This window comes from Cedecea davisae DSM 4568, assembly GCF_000412335.2.
Lineage (GTDB): Bacteria > Pseudomonadota > Gammaproteobacteria > Enterobacterales > Enterobacteriaceae > Cedecea > Cedecea davisae.
Window position 1 is genome coordinate 1,748,448 of the sequence record NZ_KE161030.1, and the last position, 14,725, is coordinate 1,763,172.

Sequence of the window (14,725 nt, forward strand, 5' to 3'; positions counted from 1 at the left end):
AGCGAAGGATTTTGGCTTATCCCGGAGCAAAGTGGAAGAGGGAAAACCGAGATCTGTGCAAATCCAGCAGGATTTTTATCGCCAATTGTGGGAAAATCACCCCACTTACACTTTGTAGGGAAATAAAGGAGCTTACGATGAGTACCGATCTGAAGTTTTCCGTGGTGACCACGGTTGTCGTACTGAGCTTGATTGTTGCCGGTGCGCTAACCGCCGTACTGCACTGATTTAATAAGGGCCGCTCAATGCGGCCCTTAACATTTCTGGTAAACAGAGAAACGTCGTGCTCTCTGGTTATCAGGCGGCGAGGTTTTTCGCCACGAAGCTCCAGTTTACCAGCGCCCAGAAATGCTCAAGGTACACCGGGCGAGCGTTACGGTAATCAATATAGTAGGCGTGCTCCCAGACATCCACGGTCAGCAGCGGCGTGGCGTCGGTCGTCAGCGGCGTTCCGGCATTCGCGGTAGAAACAATAGCCAGACCACCATCGCTATTTTTCACAAGCCAGGTCCAGCCCGAACCAAAGTTTTTAATTGCCGCTTCACTAAACTGCTTTTTAAACGCCTCAAAGCTGCCAAACGCCTGGTTAATTTTAGCCAGAAGCTCACCCGTTGGCTCTCCGCCAGCGTTCGGTGCCAGGCAGTGCCAGTAGAAGGTATGGTTCCAGACCTGAGCCGCGTTATTGAAAATTCCACCTTCTGAACTTTTCACTATCTGTTCTAACGTTTTCCCTTCAAACGGGCTGCCTTTTACCAGGTTGTTCAGGTTAGTGACGTAGGTCTGGTGATGCTTACCGTAGTGGTATTCCAGGGTTTCGGCCGAGATGTGTGGCGCGAGAGCGTCTTTGCCATAGGGCAGGGCGGGTAGTTCGAACGACATTGCTTCACTCCTTGTTATTTTGAGTACACCAAATAACTACTTTTATTGTGGTTATTAGGGTAACAAATTGAAAGAGTGTGCAAAAGCAGAAAGGCACTGCCCGTTGCCGGGCAGTTCAGTATTTAGCGGATGGTTTTCGGAGTCATCACGCGGCGGGCGCCGACGTAGTGACGCTGCCAGTAATCTTCGCTCAGGGAGGTAATCTGGATATCGCGGCCGCTGCGCGGAGACTGGATAAACTTGCCGTTGCCGACGTAGACACCCACATGATCGGCGGTGCCGCGCCCCTGGGTGCGGAAGAACACTAAATCGCCGCTTTCCAGCTCGCCACGGCCAACCGACGCGGCATCACGCAGGTGATACATTTCGTTTGCGGTGCGCGGGATACGGATGTTAACCAGATCTTTGTAGGCGTAATAAATGAGGCCGCTGCAGTCAAAACCGGTACGAGGCGAAGTGCCGCCCCAGCGATAAGGTTTACCAATCTGGCCCATCAGTTTGTTCATTGCCGTTTTCTGTGCTTTCTGCACCCGGACTTTATGCGCCTGAGCGATAGTCTGGTTTTTTTCTGCCTTAACCTTTACGCACTGTTTTTTATGACCTTTACGGTGGGTGCATTTTTCAGTGAAGGTGGCGGCGGTTGGCTGAATGGCCAATTTCTGAGAGGCTTTTTTACTGCTGCTTGCGAGGGTTTTGCTTTTGCCGGAGGTTTTGTTCTTTGCGACTTTGCTTTTTGCCTGAACGGTTTCTTTCTTTCCGGACTTCTTTGTGGAGCTGGTGCTGACCTTTGTTTTTGCTTTCTCTTTGACCTTGCTGCTTTTACCTGAGGTCTTCGCCGGGTGGCTTTTCTGTGCAGCATGGTGACGGACGTGCTCGGACGCCTGCGCCAAAGGAGTATAGGGCAAAGCAAATAGCAGAGCACATAGCGTGATAGAGATTTTATTTATCCGCGCCACTCGTCAATCCCCTGATAAATGAAAGCACGATGCTAACCATCATGCCTGCGTATGATTTTTGCGAAACCCGACGATTCTAATGCATAAAAGCCGATAATGTTAATAGGCAATTACTATTTAACGGTCAAAAGTGGAAGCTGGTGCTAAAAAATTAATCATTCCCGGGGGTTATCTGCTGTTTTATTGATCGTGGATGGAGCAAATTGCTAATTTTCGCGCGGCTGAAAAGTGTTATTCTTAAAGCATGTTTGCATCGCCGCGCATTCCAGGGAAAAACCTTTCTAAAATTGGTGTTTTCTGGCAGGGGTGCAACTGGCTACAATGGCAGACTGTTGCCGTATCAAGGTTTGAGGAAGCAAGACAATGAGCACTATTGAAAAAATTCAAAACCAGATCGCTGAGAACCCGATTCTTCTCTATATGAAAGGTTCCCCGAAGCTGCCGAGCTGCGGCTTCTCCGCTCAGGCCGTTCAGGCACTTTCCGCCTGCGGCGAGCGTTTTGCCTATGTTGATATTTTGCAGAACCCGGACATTCGCGCCGAGCTGCCGAAATACGCGAACTGGCCGACCTTCCCACAGCTGTGGGTTGACGGCGAACTGGTTGGCGGCTGCGACATCATCATCGAGATGTACCAGCGCGGCGAATTGCAGTCCCTGATTAAAGAGACCGCAGAGAAGTACAAATCTCAGGAGTCAGGCGCGGAGTAATCCCGCCCGGCGAATAAAAAAGCGACCCTCGGGTCGCTTTTTTTATGCTTCGCACTCAGATTCTTCCGCCGGGGGCAGAGGCCAGCCGCCGAGGCGCTTCCAGCGGTTGACGATTTCGCAGAACAGCAGGGCGGTTTGCTCGGTGTCGTACAGCGCGGAGTGCGCCTGGCTGCTGTCAAATTTTTGGCCAGCGGCAATACAGGCTTTTGCCAGCACCGTTTGGCCTAGTGCCAGCCCGCTTAGCGCGGCGGTATCAAACGTCACGAACGGGTGGAACGGATTACGCTTCAGCGAGGCGCGCTCGGCGGCGGCCATCATAAAGCTGTGATCGAAGGTTGCGTTGTGCGCCACCATAATCGCGCGGCTGCATCCGCTGTCCTTAATCCCTTTGCGCACGGCTTTAAAGATGGCGTGCAGCGCATCGTATTCGCTGACTGCACCGCGCAGCGGGTTGTGCGGGTCAATGCCGTTAAAGGCCAGCGCTTCAGGCTGAAGATTAGCGCCTTCAAACGGATCGACATGGAAATGCAGCGTTTCATCGGGGGATAACCAGCCGTTTTCATCCATTTTCAGGGTAACGGCGGCGATTTCCAGTAACGCATCAGTTTTGGCGTTAAAACCTGCGGTTTCAACATCAATAACCACCGGATAAAAACCACGGAAACGGTCGCACAGGCCATGCAGTTGCGTGTTGTCTGACATCAGATTCTCTTAATACGGGGAAAATGCAGCGCGCATTATGGCAAATTTCGGGGAGTGTTGCAGTATTGGGCGCACATTGCGCCCATTGCCTAACGAAAAATCAGTTACCCAGGCCTTTGCCCGCGTGCTTCTCTTCGATCAGTTCGATTTTATAGCCGTCGGGATCTTCCACGAAGGCGATAACGGTGGTGCCGCCTTTAACCGGGCCCGCTTCGCGGGTAACGTTGCCGCCGTTGTTGCGAATGCGTTCGCAGGCTTCAGCCGCGTTGTCCACGCTTAAGGCGATGTGGCCGTAAGCGGTGCCGAGATCGTAGCTTTCCACGCCCCAGTTATAGGTCAGTTCGATAACTGCGGTGTCGCTTTCATCGCCGTAGCCAACAAAGGCGAGAGAGTATTTATATTCGGTGTTTTCGCTGGTGCGCAGCAGTTTCATGCCCAGCACTTTGGTGTAAAACTCGATGGAGCGTTGCAGATCGCCAACGCGCAGCATGGTATGAAGTAGACGCATAAAATCCTCGTCGAATGAAACAGTTATTTGCACAAGCTTTGAGTATAGCGGCGATCGCTCGCCGCTATCAATGAAAGGAACTTCGGTATTACAGAGTTGGGTAGTCGGTGTAGCCTTCGGCACCGCCGCCGTAGAAGGACTCAGGGCGCTGCGGGTTCAGGTCAGCATTGGCCTGCAGGCGGGCAACCAGGTCCGGGTTGGCGATGAATGCGCGGCCAAAGGCTACCGCATCAATCAAACCTTTGGTGATCAGGTCTTCCGCTTTTTCAGGCGTATAGGCACCGGCACCGATAATCACGCCGCTGAAGCGCTCGCGCACTTTCTCGCGGAAGGCTTCCGTGTACGGCTCGCCGCCTGCCCAGTCAGGTTCGGACATATGCAGATATGCGATACCGCGCTTGCCCAGCTCTTCAATCAGGTACAGAGCGTCTTCTTCTTCGTTCGGGCCGTTATCCACATTCTGGAAGGAGCCAATCGGGGAAACGCGGATCCCGATGCGATCGGCGCTCCACTCTTTGATCCCCGCGTCCACCACCTCAAGCACCAGGCGAGCGCGATTTTCGCGGCTGCCGCCGTACTCGTCGGTACGGTGGTTAGAAGAAGGGGACAGGAACTGGTGCAGCAGGTAGCCGTGGGCGGAGTGCAGTTCTACCAGGTCAAAACCGGCGTCACGCGCGTTGCCAATCGCCTGACGGAAGTCATTGACGATACCCGGGATTTCGCTGGTTTCCAGCGCGCGAGGCATCGAAGTATCTTCGCGAACCGCGTTACCGTTTTCATCACGTAGCGAAGTGCGGGTACCGGCGATAATTGCGGATGGCGCAACGGGAGCCTGCTGGTCTGGCTGGAGGGTGTTGTGGGAAATACGACCGGTATGCCACAGCTGAACGGCCATATGGCCCTTCGCCGCATGTACGCCAGCGGTGATGTCTTTCCACACCGCGATTTGCTCATCGCTGTGCAGGCCTGGGGCACCGGCATAACCTTTAGCCTGAGCAGAAATCTGCGTAGCTTCGCTGATGATAAGGCCAGCGCTCGCACGTTGACGGTAATACTCGCCCATTAGCGGCGTTGGGATATCGCCAGGTTCGATGCTGCGCAGGCGCGTCAGCGGAGCCATAAAGATGCGGTTTGGTACGGTAATTGCGCCAACTTTAAGCGGCGTAAACAGTTTATCTGCTGACATGGATTTTCCTCAAGTAGACCGGTCGTCTAGTAATTTCGTAAATAAAAACCCGTTAACGAACGGGTTCAGCTAATAGGGTTTGCACATGCGCAAGGGCGCTTTCCAGCGGCACGGCATTGCGGGAAATCTTTGCCTGCAGGCTGGCGCCGAGCCACAGCGCATAAAGCACCATTGCCTGGTCAAAAGCCTCGCCTTCAAAGCTCAGGCTTTTTTCCGCACGGCCTTTTTCAAGGGCGTCTGCAAGCAGGGCGATGACCTGTGCGCCGCCGTTGTTTAACGCGCCGCGCATATCTTCCGAAAGGTCACACACTTCTGCCGACAGCTTAACCACCAGGCAGTTGCTCAGGTTTCCGCTCTGGCAAAAATAGCTCAACATATCCTGATACCACTTCAGCAAACGGCGGCGGTAGTTGCCCTCGCCGTTAGCAAAGTGTTCCGCCAGCCGCTGGTTCGACGCCTGGTAATAACGCTCCAGCATCGCCACGCCAAACGCTTCTTTGGAGCGAAAGTAGTGGTAGAACGAGCCTTTTGGCACTTCCGCCGTGCGTAACAGTTCGCTAAGACCCATGCCGGTAAAGCCTCTGGCAAGGCAAAGCCGTTCGCCGATGGCAAGCAGGTGTTCGCGAGTGTCGTGTTCAGGATGTCGATTCATGGCTACAGAATGTAGTAGACCAGTCAGTCTAATGCAATACCCGACGCTCGCTTTTTTCACGACTGCCGGATTTCAACGGCGACGACAGTCGGCAAGAATATCCATATCTTTCTGATAAACCGAACTATTAACGTTCATCATGCCCAGCAGCGTGGAGAACAAATTATCCTGCGAAACCTCATCTCTGGCGGCTTTTTGGGCCAGGCAGACGTTATCAACGGCAAAATTCTGCTGGTAATCCTGCGACAGCCAGACCAGCAGAGGAATATGCGTTTGCTGAGAAGGCGCCAGCATATAAGGCGTGCCGTGCAGGTAAATACCGTTTTCGCCGAGAGATTCCCCGTGGTCGGCAAGATAAATCAGGGCGGTGTTAAGCTTCTCCTGATGTTGCTTTAGTTTGTCGATGGTGCGGCTCAGCACGTCATCGGTATGCAGAATGGTGTTGTCGTAGGTGTTAATCAGCGCCTGGCGGCTGCAATCCTGAATCTGATTGCTGTCGCAGGTTGGGGCAAATTTACGGAAGTTTTCCGGATAGCGCTGGTAATAGGCCGGGCCGTGGCTGCCCATCAGGTGCAGCACAATCACCGTGTCGTGGCGCAGTCCGTCAATCACATTATCCAGGCGGTGGAGCAGGACGTCATCAAGGCAGGCGTTATCTTTGCAGTACAAATCCAGCCGCCATTGAGTCATATCGCTATGGGGTAGACGGTCGCAGGCTCCTTTGCAGCCGCCGTCGTTGTCGCGCCACAGGACATTTACCCCGGCGTGAGCGAGCACGTCCAGCACCCCTTCCTGGTGGCGAGCCACGTCGGCATCGTAGCTTTTGCGCGGCATATCGGAAAACATGCACGGCACCGACACCGCCGTTTCCGTGCCGCAGGATGACGCTTTTTGGAAGTAAATCACCTGCTGTTTTTTAAGCTGCGGATTGGTTTCTCTTTGGTAGCCGCCAAGGGAATAATTCTCGCCCCGCGAGGCTTCGCCAACCACCAGCAGCACCAGCGTTTTCTTCGCCTGGTGGCGAATGATTGCGCCTTTTTGAGCATCTTCGCCAATTTTGATTAACGTCTGGTCTCCTGCAAACCAGCGCTCTTTGCTATAGCGGCTAATGGCGCTGATGTAGTTTGCAGGGGTGACCATTTTCACCACGCCTTTATTATTGCGAAACAGCGAGGCGTAATCTTTATAAAACACCGAAGCAACGAGGATTATCACCAGAAGCCCGGCCAGAATGCTCACCAGGCGAGTAAGGGCAGTATGCCACCAGCGGGCAGGCGCAACTTTCACCACGGCCAGTGCAAGGGCGGGAACCACGCCAGCCAGCGTCAGCCAGCCTATCAGCTGTGGTGTAACCAGGGCGGCGGCTTCCTGGGAGTCGGTCTCAAACACGTTAACCATCATGTTTTTATCGATGACGGCCCCGTAGGTAAACATAAAATAGTTGCTGGCCGCGCAGCCGATAACCAGCAGCACCAGCACGGGTTTGCGCAGCCACGGCAGATTAATCACGCTAAAGATGGTCAGCCAGGCGCAAAACAGCACTACCGGCACCGAGGCGGCAAAGAGCCAGCTGTGAAAAGAGTCCGGGGCGATCAGCTGCCAGCTGCGGCGAATAAACAGCGAGTTAATCAGGGTGAAGAAAAAGGCGCAGCAGAGGTTAAATTGCGCGTCGTTACATCGTAACTTTCTCAGGAAATCCATATAAGCCGTGAATACAAAACAGAATTTCCGCCAGAATAGTGAGGGAAGATTAGCTCAACCTTAATTTCGCCAGCTTTTATCCGGGCGACGATTATTTAGCCGCCGCGCTTGCATCCCGGCAAGAGTCGGGCTTCAATTGATGCAAAGTCGCCAGCGAGGTGGGTTAGTGTCCGAACAGCTTGAGTTCTTCCCCATTCAGAGTCCCTGTCGCGGCATCTGCCAGTCGGATGATCGCGGTTTTTGCCGCGGCTGTATGCGCAGCCGGGATGAGCGCTTTCAGTGGCAGCAAATGAGCGACGGGCAAAAGCAGGACGTGCTGCGCCTGTGCCGCCAGCGTTTATTGCGCAAGTTACGAGCAAACAAGCCAAATTCTCCTGAAGAACCCGAGCAGCCCTCACTGTTTTAATCATTCAGCGCCGTTATACTCGGGGCAGTTCTTTTCCTTATTGAGGTTATATTTTTATGGTACAGCGCATTACGATTGCCCCGCAGGGACCGGAGTTTTCACGCCTGGTGATGGGCTACTGGCGTTTGATGGAATGGAATATGTCGCCTCGCCAGCTGGCGAGTTTCATTGAAGAACACGTTGAGCTGGGTATTACCACCGCGGACCACGCCGATATTTATGGTGGTTATGCCTGTGAAGCTGCGTTTGGGGAAGCCATGCGCCTGGTGCCGCATCTGCGTAGCAAAATGGAGATTGTTACCAAGTGCGGTATCGCCACTACGGCGAAGCCAGAGAACGCTATTGGTCACTATATTACCGACCGCGATTATATTATCAGCAGCGCGGAAAGCTCCCTGAAAAAGCTGGCAACCGACTATATCGACCTGCTGCTTATTCACCGTCCGGACCCGCTAATGGATGCCGATGAAGTGGCCGAGGCGTTTACCGCGCTGCACCACAGCGGCAAGGTACGCCACTTCGGCGTATCTAACTTTACGCCGGCCCAGTTTGCGCTGTTACAGTCCCGCCTGCCGTTTACCCTGGCAACCAACCAGGTGGAGCTCTCCCCGGTACACCAGCCGCTGCTGCTTGACGGCACGCTGGATCAGCTCCAGCAGCTGCGCATTCGTCCGATGGCGTGGTCATGCCTCGGCGGCGGCAGCCTGTTTAATGATGATGCGTACCAGCCGCTGCGCGACGAGCTGCAAAAAGTGGCGGAAGAAATGGGCGCCGACACTATCGAACAGGTGGTTTACGCCTGGGTGATGCGCCTCCCGTCTTCTCCGCTGCCGATCATCGGCTCGGGCAAAATCGAGCGCGTACGCTCCGCTATCCATTCCCTGTCGCTGGAAATGAGCCGCCAGCAATGGTTCCGCATCCGCAAAGCGGCTCTCGGTTACGACGTGCCTTAACCGTTACTGACCGCCTGCCAGCGTTCCGGCAGGCGGTGCCTGTTCCAGCTGCGAAAGCGAGCAGTAAAGCCGCCAGATAATTCCCGCTAGTTCCCGCGCCGCCGGATCATGATGGTGCGCCAGCGTTTCGCAGATCCTCTGTAGTTCCTTAAGTGACTCCGCCAGCGGCCTTTGCAGTACGCCGCGTTCGCTCATCACGTCGCGCAGAGTATGGATGCAGACATCCCGCACCATCGACAGCGGGTCGGAGCGCGTTTCCCAGCCGCGTAGCTGCCAGACAACATGCGAACAGTTAAGCAGAACCACGCCCCAGCGCAGCAGCCAGCGGCGGGCCGCGTCATCTTTACTGCTGCTTAGCTGGCTGATGTGATGATAAACCAGCGACTCAAACTGGCTTTCGCTGTGCTGCGGTTTGCGGCTGAGCTGGTCGATAAAACCGCGCCGCAGCGCTCTGATATGGCGGCGGCTGCGGCGGGTATCCGAGCTCGGCTTGAGGACCGAAAACGCGAGCCAGGAGATGCCGACCCCGAGCACTTTTGCCAGGTTGTCATTCATAAAACCGGCAAAGTCATAAACCGGCGGATTGCTGACGGCGAGAAATGACCCCATAAACACGATCAGCTGTCCCCACAGGGCGGCGCGTTTGGGCTGCTGCAATTTTAACAATTGCATGGTTGCCAGCAGCGGCAGCAGGAAAAGCAGGAATTGCCAGAGCTGGGTTATCTGGATCATCAGGCCAAATTTGACCAGGAAGCTAAACAGCGACAGCCAGAGCAGGGTGCGCATCAGCAGCGTCAGCGACCCAAGCGGTGAAGCAACCGAGGAATAAAGCACGCAGCTAATCGCGGCAAGCGACAGCGCGCCGCTCCCGGACTCCCACTGGGTGCCGATGCACCAGGCTCCGGTAAGGGTGATAACGCAGAAGGTGCGCAGCGCGCTCCACAGCGCTTCGGCGTTGTCGGTATGGCGGGCGAGAGGCGGAGCCTCGGGCGGCGTAATAATTGAAACCGGGGTAGCGTTTTCCAGCGCCCTCAGCCAGCGGCTGCTGTTGAGATAGAGCCAGCAAAAATAGCGCAGGCGGTGCCAGAACGCCTGATGGCGATAATCATCCGCAGAGCCAGGCGCAATTTGTTGCAGCAGCTTTGCAACCGCGTATTTGCTGGCATCCGGCTTTGCCAGCTCGCGCAGCAGGCTGTCCAGCACCGACCAGATATTCGCCGGAGCTTCCGGCCAGTTAAGCAACATGCGGCGCAGGCTGGAGATAACGCTTGTCAGCCGCAGCTGCTGGTGCAGGAGATAATTCAGTAAATTGTTTTGCCGCCGGAAGCGGTAGTGGCTCCAGAACGCCTGAATGCGCAGCAGATTCATGGTCAGGATCTGGCCGATAATCCCTTCATGCGCGGTGCGTATGGCATCGGTGGTTTCCGGCTGCCACAGCAGGCTGGCGTGCTCCAGCAGGCGGGCGTGCATATTTTTCAACGCGCTGACCAGAGCGCTGCCGTCAGAAGTGCTCGGCAGCACCATCATCATAAAACCGCTGCACAAAATCCCGACAACCACCTCGCAAACTCGCGCCTGGGCGATATCCCAAAGCTGGGTTGACTCGAGGGTATTCACCATCGGGAAGGCGATAATCGCCGCGGTGTAGCCTGCCAGCATAAACGCATAGGCGACGTTATTCTGAAAATGGCTGGAAGCCCAGGTACACAGCGCCAGCCAGCTGGCCATGGCGAAGGTAAACAGCCAGGGATCGTTAAGCGCATTACCGGCGATAATCAGCGAGGCGGCCGCGCCGATAAAGCTCCCGGCAATACGCCCGAGGCTTTTGCTGATGACGCCGCCAACGGTAGGGAAGCTGACCACCGCCGCGGAAGTCATTGCCCAGTAAGGTTCGTCCAGATCGAGCGCATAGGCGATGGTGAGCGCCATGCCCATTGCAATAGCGTTGCGTAGCGCATAGCGCCATTGGCCGCCGGTCGCTTTACCCCACGGAGTGTTACGCCATTCGAGGAAACTCAGGTTCATCGGGCGGCTCAGGGCTGAACGCTAACGGTGCAGGTAGTGCCCGATACCAGCGTCACGCCCTGAGGCACGGCGTCCAGGCTAATGCGTACCGGCACGCGCTGCGCCAGGCGAACCCACGGCACGTTTGGTTTGATGTCCGGCACCAAATCACTGTCACTTTCAATACTTTGGTCGTATATGGCGCGGCCGATGCTTTCAACTTTGCCGCTCAGCTTCTGGTTACCGTTATACAGGACGATTTGCACCGCGTTGCCCGGCTGAATATGGCGCAGCTTGGTCTCTTCAAAATAGCCGACGACGTAAAACGAGTGGCTGTCGACCAGGGCGAATACGGGTTTGCCTTCGGTCGCGTAGTTGCCGGGACGCGAGGAAAGATTAGTGACCCAGCCGTCAACCGGGGCGGTGACCGTGGTTTGCGACAGCTGCCACTGCGCCTGCTCCAGCGTGGCCTGGGCGACTTTTACCGCCGCCTGCATCGCTTTAACGTTGATATTCGCGGTATCCATATCCTCGGCGGAGATGTAGTTGCGCGGCAGATTATGGCGGCGATTCGCTTCGTTACTGGCCTTTGCCAGATCGGACTGGGCCTTTGCCAACTGGGCTTCGGCATTAAGCACCGCGATATGGTAAGGCGTTGCGTCCAGGGTAAACAGCGGCGCGCCTTTGCTGACGAACTGATTGTCCTTCACGTTCAGGGTAACAATGGTGCCGGAAACCTGCGGCGTAATGCTCACCTGTTCGGCGCGAACTTTACCGTCCCGCGTCCACGGCGATTGCATGTAGTAGTTCCACAGCAGCCAGCCTGCCAGCAGCGCGGCGGCAAGAACAAGCAGGGTAGAAAAGTATTTTATTGTTTTTAAATTCATTTCGTTACCAGAAAACTAAAAGGGCCATCGCGCCGCTTACGGAGAGCGAGAAGAGGGATAAGTCCATCAGCGTGGGGTGCCAGATTTCACCGGAGTAGATCCAGTCGCGCAGCAGGCGATGCACCACCAGCCAGATAAAAAAGCCGAGAAAGACCGCTTTGAACAGCGGGGGGAAGTAAACGGAGGCCCCGACCACAAGATCCTGAAGCGGGAAGCCGGACGGGCTAAAAGTGAGACTCACGTACGATAATCCTTTAAAAAACGGGGATGGCTGCCGTTTCCCCTCACTTAGATGTAGAATAAAAGTATAGCTGGTTGCATAACTTCAGCGAAAGTAAGGGATTTGTTTTTAACAATTAATGCCTGCACAATAGTCTAAAATCAGTATAATAAGTTAGCAAGCTAATTATAAGGAGATGAAATTGGAATCGCCATCGCCATTAGGATCGGATCTGGCCCGCCTGGTACGCATTTGGCGTGCTCTGATCGACCATCGTCTCAAACCTCTGGAATTGACACAGACACACTGGGTAACGCTGCATAATATTCATCAGCTGCCGCCAGATCAGTCGCAGATTCAGTTGGCAAAAGCGATCGGCATCGAGCAGCCATCACTGGTTCGTACTTTGGATCAGCTCGAAGAGAAGGGATTAATTTCCCGTAAAACCTGTGCTAACGACCGTCGGGCAAAGCGCATTAAATTGACCGAGCAAGCGGCACCGATTATCGAGCAGATGGAGAGCGTGATAAACGAAACGCGCGGTGAAATTCTTACCGGAATTTCTCGCGAAGAGCAGGCGCTATTAATTAACCTGATAAGCCGCCTCGAGCAGAACATTATCGAGCTGCAAAGCCGCGGTTAATTTCGCTCATCAGGTAAAGCCTCACCGTCGGGTGGGGCTTTTTTTATGCCTGACGCTGGACAGATAATAAATCTCTGCTATCACGATTTGTTTATCTATATTTCAGAAGTGTTAATGTTATTTAATTGTTTCTCTCCGGCGCGCCGCGCTTTTAATAATGAAGGCATGTTAATAAAAACGAGCCTGCATTATGTCTTATCGCATCAGTATTCTGGATAAAAGCCCGATTTCAAACGGCGAAAGCGCGACGGATGCGCTGGCGCGTACTCTGTATCTGGCCCAAAGGGCAGAAGAATGGGGCTATCACCGCTTCTGGATTGCCGAACATCATAATACCGCGCAGCTGGCCAGCCCTTCGCCGGAAGTGGTGATTGCGTGGCTTGCCGGGCAGACGAAGCGTATTCGCATCGGCTCCGGCGGCGTGATGCTGCAACATTACAGCCCATACAAAGTTGCTGAAAACTTTAATCTGCTGGCATCGCTTGCCCCGGGGCGAGTCGATCTTGGTGTGGGAAAAGCACCCGGCGGTTTGCCGCGCTCAACCCAGGTTTTACAACTGGGAAGCTCGCCCGAGGCCAAAGGCACGTTCGACGACCAGCTCGCCCAGCTCGATAACTGGCTTTCGCTGACCGATCCGGCGGAAGAGGACGGCGTTCGCGCCACGCCGCTACCTGCCCAGCGCCCGGAGGGTTTCCTGCTGGGTGCCAGCCTGCAAAGCGCAAGACTTGCCGCCAGCCTCGACTGGAATTTTGTTTTCGCCGCCCATTTGAACGGCGACAAAGCGCTGCTGCACGAGGTGCTGAGCTACTGGCGGGCTAACAGCCGCCGCGACGTGCTGGTGGCGGTTCAGGCCGTTGTTGCCCAGGACGTTGCCGAAGCGGAACGCCTGGCTCAACAGGTTGAAGTCTGGGGCGTCGAACTGGAAAACGGCCAGCGCGTCAGCGTTGCCAGCGAGGAGCAGGGCCGCAGCTTCGCCCGCCAGTCGGGAAGCCCGTTGCGCAGCCTGGTCCGGCGCGAACCCTCCCTGCTGAAAGGCACCCCGGAAACGGTTCGTGAGGGGCTGGAGGCCCTGCACCAGAATTACGGCATCAATGAATTTATTATCGATACCCCGCTGGCGGAAGGTCCGGCGCGTATTGCCTCCCTGCGGCTGCTGGCCGAAGCCCACGCGGCGACGGAGGTGGTGTTATGAGTTTTGGCCAACAGCTTATTGCCTGGCGGCGTGAACTTCACCAGTTCCCCGAGCTTTCCCTTCGGGAGGTTGCGACTACGGCCCGCATCCGCGACTGGCTGCAAAGCGCGGATATTCGCCTGCTTCCTTACGAACTGAAAACCGGCGTAGTGGCCGAGATTGGCAGCGGGGAGCGCGTTGTGGCGCTTCGGGCGGACATTGATGCTTTGCCCATCGAGGAAACCAGCGGCGTGGCGTTTAGCTCGCAGCATCCTGGCGTTATGCACGCCTGCGGCCACGACGTCCACAGCAGCGTGATGCTGGGCGCGGCCTTATTGCTTAAGCAGCATGAGCCGGAGCTGGATGGGCGAGTACGCATCCTGTTTCAGCCCGCAGAAGAACGTTTTGGCGGCGCGCAGCTGCTGATTAACGCCGGAGTCCTGCAGGGCGTATCGGCTATTTTCGGCATGCACAATGAACCCGGCCTGCCGGTTGGCGCTTTCGCCACCCGCGGCGGAGCGTTCTACGCTAACGTGGACCGCTTTATTATCCGGGTGACCGGCAAAGGCGCTCATGCCGCTCGTCCCCACGAGGGTAAGGACGCCATTCTGCTTTCCAGCCAGCTGGTTAGCCTGCTTCAGAACATTACCAGCCGCGAGGTGAATACGCTTGATTCCGCGGTACTCAGCGTAACGCGTATCGCCGGGGGCAACACCTGGAACGTTCTGCCGGAAAGCGTCGAGCTTGAAGGCACCTTGCGCACGCATCGCGCCGCCGTGCGGGAAGCCGTAAAAGTGCGGGTCGGCGAAATTGCCGCAGGGCTCGCCGCCGCCTTTGGATCGCAAATAGAAGTTGAGTGGCATCCCGGCCCGGACGCGCTGATCAACGATGAGCGCTGGGCGGCCTTCGCCGATGAAATTGCGGCAGCCGAGGGGTACGAAACCCGCCCCGCCGATCTGCATATGGGCGGCGAGGATTTTGCGGTATACCTCCAGCATATTCCCGGCGCTTTTGTCAGCATCGGGAGCGAGAGCAGTTATGGCCTGCATCACCCGGGCTTTGATCCCGACGAAAAACTAATTGAACCGGCAGCCCGCTATTTCTCACATTTAGCGCAGGCTGCATTAAAACAACTTTAATTAAATACTC

General features: G+C 55.5%; 17 protein-coding genes. 7 read left to right on the plus strand and 10 right to left on the minus strand.

The genetic code is table 11. The annotated features are described in order from the left end of the window. Positions 1-137 precede the first annotated feature (137 nt). Entirely contained in the window at positions 138-227 is a 90-nt protein-coding gene (gene cydH, locus HMPREF0201_RS23025) for a cytochrome bd-I oxidase subunit CydH (RefSeq protein ID WP_039898138.1), read from the plus strand. 70 nt (positions 228-297) lie between these two features. Here the strand turns inward: cydH and sodB are convergent, their stop codons facing one another. Together sodB and HMPREF0201_RS08210 are read right to left on the minus strand one after the other, a co-directional pair. After that, positions 298-879, minus strand: coding sequence for a superoxide dismutase [Fe] (sodB, locus tag HMPREF0201_RS08205; protein ID WP_016536092.1), 582 nt, complete (start codon positions 877-879; stop codon positions 298-300). A 122-nt stretch (positions 880-1,001) separates the two neighbouring features. Beyond that, positions 1,002-1,835, minus strand: coding sequence for a C40 family peptidase (locus HMPREF0201_RS08210; RefSeq protein ID WP_016536093.1), 834 nt, complete (start codon positions 1,833-1,835; stop codon positions 1,002-1,004). 363 nt (positions 1,836-2,198) lie between these two features. On the opposite strand from HMPREF0201_RS08210, the gene HMPREF0201_RS08215 reads away from it, so the two are divergent. Then, a complete protein-coding gene (locus HMPREF0201_RS08215; RefSeq protein ID WP_016536094.1) occupies positions 2,199-2,543 on the plus strand; it encodes a Grx4 family monothiol glutaredoxin in 345 nt (114 codons plus the stop codon). 42 nt (positions 2,544-2,585) lie between these two features. Here the strand turns inward: HMPREF0201_RS08215 and rnt are convergent, their stop codons facing one another. The 5 genes from rnt to eptA all read right to left on the minus strand — a co-directional run bounded on the left by rnt (position 2,586) and on the right by eptA (position 7,292). After that, positions 2,586-3,245 (minus strand): ribonuclease T, encoded by a 660-nt coding sequence (rnt, locus tag HMPREF0201_RS08220; protein WP_016536095.1) that lies wholly within the window; start codon positions 3,243-3,245, stop codon positions 2,586-2,588. Positions 3,246-3,345: 100 nt separating this feature from the next. Further along, a complete protein-coding gene (gloA, locus tag HMPREF0201_RS08225; RefSeq protein WP_039898140.1) occupies positions 3,346-3,753 on the minus strand; it encodes a lactoylglutathione lyase in 408 nt (135 codons plus the stop codon). Between the two features lie 88 nt (positions 3,754-3,841). Next, positions 3,842-4,939 carry an alkene reductase gene (nemA, locus tag HMPREF0201_RS08230; protein ID WP_016536097.1) on the minus strand — a complete coding sequence of 366 codons (1,098 nt, stop codon included), beginning with the start codon at positions 4,937-4,939 and terminating at the stop codon, positions 3,842-3,844. Between the two features lie 52 nt (positions 4,940-4,991). Beyond that, positions 4,992-5,591 carry a TetR/AcrR family transcriptional regulator gene (locus HMPREF0201_RS08235; protein ID WP_016536098.1) on the minus strand — a complete coding sequence of 200 codons (600 nt, stop codon included), beginning with the start codon at positions 5,589-5,591 and terminating at the stop codon, positions 4,992-4,994. Between the two features lie 72 nt (positions 5,592-5,663). Next, positions 5,664-7,292 carry a phosphoethanolamine transferase EptA gene (eptA, locus tag HMPREF0201_RS08240; protein WP_016536099.1) on the minus strand — a complete coding sequence of 543 codons (1,629 nt, stop codon included), beginning with the start codon at positions 7,290-7,292 and terminating at the stop codon, positions 5,664-5,666. A gap of 166 nt (positions 7,293-7,458) precedes the next feature. On the opposite strand from eptA, the gene HMPREF0201_RS08245 reads away from it, so the two are divergent. Together HMPREF0201_RS08245 and HMPREF0201_RS08250 are read left to right on the plus strand one after the other, a co-directional pair. Beyond that, complete coding sequence (locus tag HMPREF0201_RS08245) at positions 7,459-7,698, plus strand: DUF1289 domain-containing protein (RefSeq protein ID WP_016536100.1); 240 nt, start codon at positions 7,459-7,461, stop codon at positions 7,696-7,698. A 56-nt stretch (positions 7,699-7,754) separates the two neighbouring features. After that, entirely contained in the window at positions 7,755-8,651 is an 897-nt protein-coding gene (locus HMPREF0201_RS08250; RefSeq protein ID WP_016536101.1) for an aldo/keto reductase, read from the plus strand. A 3-nt stretch (positions 8,652-8,654) separates the two neighbouring features. Here HMPREF0201_RS08250 and HMPREF0201_RS08255 read toward each other — a convergent pair whose 3' ends face one another. The 3 genes from HMPREF0201_RS08255 to HMPREF0201_RS08265 are packed head-to-tail and all read right to left on the minus strand — an operon-like array spanning position 8,655 to position 11,783. Further along, positions 8,655-10,676, minus strand: a complete 2,022-nt coding sequence (locus tag HMPREF0201_RS08255; protein ID WP_016536102.1) for an FUSC family protein — start codon at positions 10,674-10,676, stop codon at positions 8,655-8,657. An 8-nt stretch (positions 10,677-10,684) separates the two neighbouring features. Further along, the gene (locus HMPREF0201_RS08260; RefSeq protein ID WP_016536103.1) at positions 10,685-11,542 is read right to left on the minus strand and encodes an efflux RND transporter periplasmic adaptor subunit; all 858 of its coding nucleotides are present in this window, start codon (positions 11,540-11,542) and stop codon (positions 10,685-10,687) included. A gap of 4 nt (positions 11,543-11,546) precedes the next feature. Further along, the gene (locus HMPREF0201_RS08265) at positions 11,547-11,783 is read right to left on the minus strand and encodes a DUF1656 domain-containing protein (protein ID WP_016536104.1); all 237 of its coding nucleotides are present in this window, start codon (positions 11,781-11,783) and stop codon (positions 11,547-11,549) included. Between the two features lie 175 nt (positions 11,784-11,958). On the opposite strand from HMPREF0201_RS08265, the gene slyA reads away from it, so the two are divergent. The 3 genes from slyA (at position 11,959) to HMPREF0201_RS08280 (ending at position 14,715) form a co-directional block, all read left to right on the plus strand. Next, entirely contained in the window at positions 11,959-12,405 is a 447-nt protein-coding gene (gene slyA / locus HMPREF0201_RS08270; protein WP_016536105.1) for a transcriptional regulator SlyA, read from the plus strand. A 190-nt stretch (positions 12,406-12,595) separates the two neighbouring features. After that, a complete protein-coding gene (locus tag HMPREF0201_RS08275; protein ID WP_016536107.1) occupies positions 12,596-13,597 on the plus strand; it encodes an MsnO8 family LLM class oxidoreductase in 1,002 nt (333 codons plus the stop codon). Beyond that, complete coding sequence (locus tag HMPREF0201_RS08280) at positions 13,594-14,715, plus strand: amidohydrolase (RefSeq protein ID WP_016536108.1); 1,122 nt, start codon at positions 13,594-13,596, stop codon at positions 14,713-14,715. The genes HMPREF0201_RS08275 and HMPREF0201_RS08280 overlap by 4 nt, the downstream gene beginning before the upstream one ends. Positions 14,716-14,725 lie beyond the last annotated feature (10 nt).

Bases quoted from the DNA above. Each gene is read 5' to 3' on its own strand.
- cydH (WP_039898138.1), top strand. From the start codon at position 138: ATGAGTACCGATCTGAAGTTTTCCGTGGTGACCACGGTTGTCGTACTG.
- sodB (WP_016536092.1), bottom strand. From the start codon at position 879: ATGTCGTTCGAACTACCCGCCCTGCCCTATGGCAAAGACGCTCTCGCG.
- HMPREF0201_RS08215 (WP_016536094.1), top strand. From the start codon at position 2,199: ATGAGCACTATTGAAAAAATTCAAAACCAGATCGCTGAGAACCCGATT.
- rnt (WP_016536095.1), bottom strand. From the start codon at position 3,245: ATGTCAGACAACACGCAACTGCATGGCCTGTGCGACCGTTTCCGTGGT.
- gloA (WP_039898140.1), bottom strand. From the start codon at position 3,753: ATGCGTCTACTTCATACCATGCTGCGCGTTGGCGATCTGCAACGCTCC.
- nemA (WP_016536097.1), bottom strand. From the start codon at position 4,939: ATGTCAGCAGATAAACTGTTTACGCCGCTTAAAGTTGGCGCAATTACC.
- HMPREF0201_RS08235 (WP_016536098.1), bottom strand. From the start codon at position 5,591: ATGAATCGACATCCTGAACACGACACTCGCGAACACCTGCTTGCCATC.
- eptA (WP_016536099.1), bottom strand. From the start codon at position 7,292: ATGGATTTCCTGAGAAAGTTACGATGTAACGACGCGCAATTTAACCTC.
- HMPREF0201_RS08250 (WP_016536101.1), top strand. From the start codon at position 7,755: ATGGTACAGCGCATTACGATTGCCCCGCAGGGACCGGAGTTTTCACGC.
- HMPREF0201_RS08255 (WP_016536102.1), bottom strand. From the start codon at position 10,676: ATGAACCTGAGTTTCCTCGAATGGCGTAACACTCCGTGGGGTAAAGCG.
- HMPREF0201_RS08260 (WP_016536103.1), bottom strand. From the start codon at position 11,542: ATGAATTTAAAAACAATAAAATACTTTTCTACCCTGCTTGTTCTTGCC.
- slyA (WP_016536105.1), top strand. From the start codon at position 11,959: ATGAAATTGGAATCGCCATCGCCATTAGGATCGGATCTGGCCCGCCTG.
- HMPREF0201_RS08275 (WP_016536107.1), top strand. From the start codon at position 12,596: ATGTCTTATCGCATCAGTATTCTGGATAAAAGCCCGATTTCAAACGGC.
- HMPREF0201_RS08280 (WP_016536108.1), top strand. From the start codon at position 13,594: ATGAGTTTTGGCCAACAGCTTATTGCCTGGCGGCGTGAACTTCACCAG.